The organism is Streptomyces sp. (genome assembly GCF_031178505.1).
In the GTDB taxonomy this organism is placed as follows: domain Bacteria; phylum Actinomycetota; class Actinomycetes; order Streptomycetales; family Streptomycetaceae; genus Streptomyces; species Streptomyces gulbargensis.
Genome location: NZ_JAPSIW010000662.1, coordinates 1 through 3,984 on the forward strand (window position 1 = coordinate 1; position 3,984 = coordinate 3,984).

Annotated in this window: 2 protein-coding genes; both read right to left on the reverse strand. The window is 71.5% G+C overall.

What is annotated here, in order from left to right; genetic code table 11:
- The coding region (locus RIF68_RS30030; protein ID WP_309054429.1) for a UvrD-helicase domain-containing protein at positions 1–1,631 on the reverse strand (1,631 nt) is incomplete at its 3' end.
- The coding region (locus RIF68_RS30035) for a DEAD/DEAH box helicase (RefSeq protein WP_309054430.1) at positions 1,628–3,984 on the reverse strand (2,357 nt) is incomplete at its 5' end. The genes RIF68_RS30030 and RIF68_RS30035, both read right to left, overlap by 4 nt.

Below are 3,984 nucleotides of genomic sequence, written 5' to 3' on the forward strand. Positions count from 1 at the left end.
GGCGGGCTCTGGGCCTCACCCATCGGCACGTCGTGCCTCCTGCGCAGGACGACCCTCTGGCCGGGGCGGACCCGGGCCGCGAGGTACGCCTGGGTGGCGACGGCGTCGACCTCGTGGCCCGGGGGGGTGTCCCGGCACACGTCGCCCGCCTCGGCGACGATCCCGTACCTGTCGTACGACCGCCACGACCCGAGGTAGCGCCGGCCGTCGCGTCGGTGTCCCGCCCGCCGGAAGTGCGGCAGCTCCGGAGGGGGCGCGTGGTACAGATCGTGCCGGACCCGCGTCATCGCCACGTACAGCGCCCGGGCCTCGGCGGGCAGGTCGAGGTCGTCCCCGTACCGCTTGTGCAGTTCCGCGACGCTCGGCGGGGCAAGGACGATCACCCGGTCGAACTCGAGGCCCTTGGCCCGGTGCACGGTCGAGACGACGATCCGGGCCGTCTCCGGGTCGGCGGCCTCGTCGGGGAACCGGCCGTCGGCGACGGCGCGACGCAGCCGGTCGAGGTCGAGCACCCCGCGTCCGGGCCCCCGCGCCGTCCGACGCAGAACCGTCCACAGGGCGTCGGCGTTCGGCTCGTGGGGCAGAGGGACGCCCGCGAGGAGGGAGCGGAACCGGTCCTCGGCCAGACCGGTCGCCTCGGTGCTGCGCAGCAGCTCGGCCACCCAGTACGGCACCGGACGCTCTTCGAGCGGGCGCCGCAGCCGGTGCTCGACGCCGTGTGCGTGCAGCAGACCGGAGACCACGAGGGCTTCCTGGTTGTCGCGGGTGAGGATCGCGCACGTGTCGGTGCTGTCCCGCAGACCGTCCAGGGTGAACTCGTCGCCGAGGTCGCCCATCGCGTTCTTCGGGTCCAGGAGGAGGTCACGCAGCTCGTCGTAGAGCGTCGCCGCCTCGTCCGGGTCGGTGAGCCGCTGGAGACGGGGGCCGTGCGCCAGCGCGACCCGGGCCTCCTCGGTACCGGCCCGGAAGTTCTGGGTGAGGCGCAGTTCCACCAGGTCGTCGGGGTACGAGCAGCGCAGCCAGTCGAAGAACCTGCCGGTCTCGTCGGCACGCTCGCCCGGGTCCGCGATCTGAAAACCGTAGACGGACTGAGCGGCATCTCCGACGACGGTGAAGCCGCAACTCTCCTGGTACCGGTCGAGGAGCGTCTCGACCAGCTCGCGGCGTCCGCCCAGCAGGTCCTGCACCTCGTCGATCACGACGTGCGCGGGCGGCACGGCGTCGCCTGCCTCCAGCGCGCCCTTCTCGATCGCCCGGGTCGCGGCGGCGATCCGCTCGTCGAAGCCGACCGCGCCCCACTCGCCGTCCGGATACGCCTGGGTGAGCACCTCGTAGGCCCACGCGTCGAAGGTCCGCGCCCGCACCCGGTACGCGCGTTCCCCGTGACGCGAGATCCGCTCGCGCAGCTCGCGGGCGGCGGCCCGGGAGAAGGTGAGCACCAGGATCTCGGCCGCCTCCAACGCCTCCTCCGGGTCCTCGTGCCCGCACAGCGCGTCGAGGCGTCGCACCAGGGTGTGCGTCTTGCCCGCACCGGCCCCGGCGGTGACCAGGACACGGGCGTGCCAGGGCTGCTCGACCACGGCCCGCTGCTCGTCGGTGAGCGGAGGGCTGTCGAGATAGGCGTCGGTCACTTTCTGCTCCACAGGTGCTCGAACTGGGTGAAGGCGAGCTTGGTGTCGAAGTTGGCGATGTTGTCGTCGACGTCGAGGATCAGACAGGTCGGCTTGCCGCCGTTCTTCGGGCCGCGCAGGCCGCGCCCGATCATCTGCTGGTACACGTTGGTGCTGTAGACCGGCCGGGCCACCACCACGACGCGGGTCGCGGGAGCGTCGAACCCCTGCGTCAGCACCCCGTAGTTGGTGAGGACACGGATGCGTCCCGAGCGGAAGTCCTCGATCCGCCGGCGGCGGTCCTGGGCACTCGTGGTGGAGTCCACCGCCGCGGCCGGGATGCTCCGGTCGTTGAGCATGGCCGCCAGGTACTTGGCGTGATCGACGGAGGTGGCGAACAGCAGGGTCGGCCAGTCCGCCGGAAGACCCGCCAACTCGTCGACGATGCGGCGGCTACGGGCGTGGTCGTCGGCGAGGCGCTGTTCGGCGGCGCGGGACAGCATCGCCATGCGCTCGGCGTGCGTCTTCTCGTCCCGGGTCAGTTCGATCCGGCCGCCGGCGAGGGTGCGGTGCTCGACCTGGGCGAGCATCCCCCACTCCTGGAGGTCCCGGTACGGGTCGCCGGACGGGAAGACACCCTCGTCGAGCCGCCGGTTGCCGAAGCGGGTGACGAGGCGGCGCGTCTCGTCCTCGTTGGTGTTCCGGAACGGCGTGGCGGTCAGGCCGAGCAGGTGCCGTCCCGTCTCGTACTGGGTGAGCCCCAACCGGGACAGGAGCTCGGTGTACCGCTTGGAGATGGCCGTGTGGGCCTCGTCCACGATCACCAGTGCGGCCTGTCGCAACCAGGCGTACTGGTCGGTCCCGAGACACCGCTCCAGTTTGGCGTCGGTGGCGACCACCAGGTGCGGATTCTCGACGACGTCCCCCACCTCGTTGCCGCTCCACAGTCGGCTGACGGTGAGAGGCCGCTCGGCACCGACCTTGCTCCACACGAACTTCCAGCTCTGCACCGCCTGTTCGCACAACTCTTCGGTCTGCGCGATCCACAGCAGCGGGCCGCCCAGATCGCCGACGCGCTTCACCCAGCGGATCACGGCCTCGGACGTGACCCGGGTCTTGCCCGCGCCGGTGGGCAGCGACAGCATGGCGCGCTGCGGGGCCAGTCGGTCGAGGAGGGTGGTGATGTTGCGGACCAGGTCCTCCTGGTAGTCGTGGAGCCGGGGGAAGTCCCGGGGGCCGTCCACCGTCTCGAAGGCCGGGGGCGTCGGAGTCCTGGAGCCGGCGAAGGCCACCGGCAACCTCAGGTCGGAGACGAAGGCGACGGCGGCCGACGAGCCTCCGTAGGAGACCGGTGCGTTCGGGAACTTGGCCTGGATGTCGCGTGCGTGGTGCTGGAGGATGCCGTCGCCGTGCGCGTTGAAGGCCATCTGCGCGATCCGGTGGCCGGAGGGCTCCGCGCCGTCGTTCTCCTGCAGTTCGGCCTCCATCAGCCCGTCGGGCAGTCCGGTGCGCAGGGCCTCGGCGCCGATCAGCGCCTCGATCTTGGCGACGACGTCCTCGGCGTCACGGACGGCCCTCAGCGCGGCCTTGGTCTCACTGTCCCGCGCCATGCGCTCCTGGTGCTCGAGCACCGCCCGACAGCCGGCGGCGCCCAGCCCGAGCCCCAGTTCCCGGTCGATCAGTCGCAGCATCGGCTCGGCGGCCACGGGGACGCGCACCTTGATCGTGTCGCCCTGCCGCACCGCGTCCAAGGGGCGGGGCTTGATGCCGTTCTCGGTCCGGGTCACCTCTTCCAGCTCGCTGCACCGCTGGACCATGGTGTTCCGGTTGGCGCTGTCGAGTCGTTGGCGCAGTGCGGGAAACAGCTCGACGAGCGCGACGGGGTCTCCGTCGGTGACCTCACGGGTCTCCTTGGTGATGGCGTCGGCGAAGCGCCTCATGCTCCACTTCTCCACCATCAGCTCGGCGTCCTCGGGGGTCGCCACCAGCAGGGCGGGAAGCTGTTCCGCGCGCAGAGCCCGGTACTCGGTCGCGCCGACCGCGACGGTGATCTCCTCGTCGGGGCGGGTGTCCCATCCGTCCCCGATCCGGCACCGGGTCAGCGAGTCCTCGGGGAACGCCGCGCCGAAGCGGGTCAGCATCACGTAGGTGTTGCCGACGAAGGCGTCGTCCTCGCTCCGGGTCACCTCCGCGAGCAGCGTCTCCCAGTGCTCCGCCGGTACCTCGTCGACCGTGGTCGGCAGCCGCAGTTTCCTGGCCTTCTCCGGGGAGATGTCGGCGACCGGCAGTACGTCCCGGTAGGCGGCGAGCTGCGGTCCGACGGCCTCCGTCAGTGGCTTGACACCCTTGGAGGTGGCCACGGTCCCGTACTTCC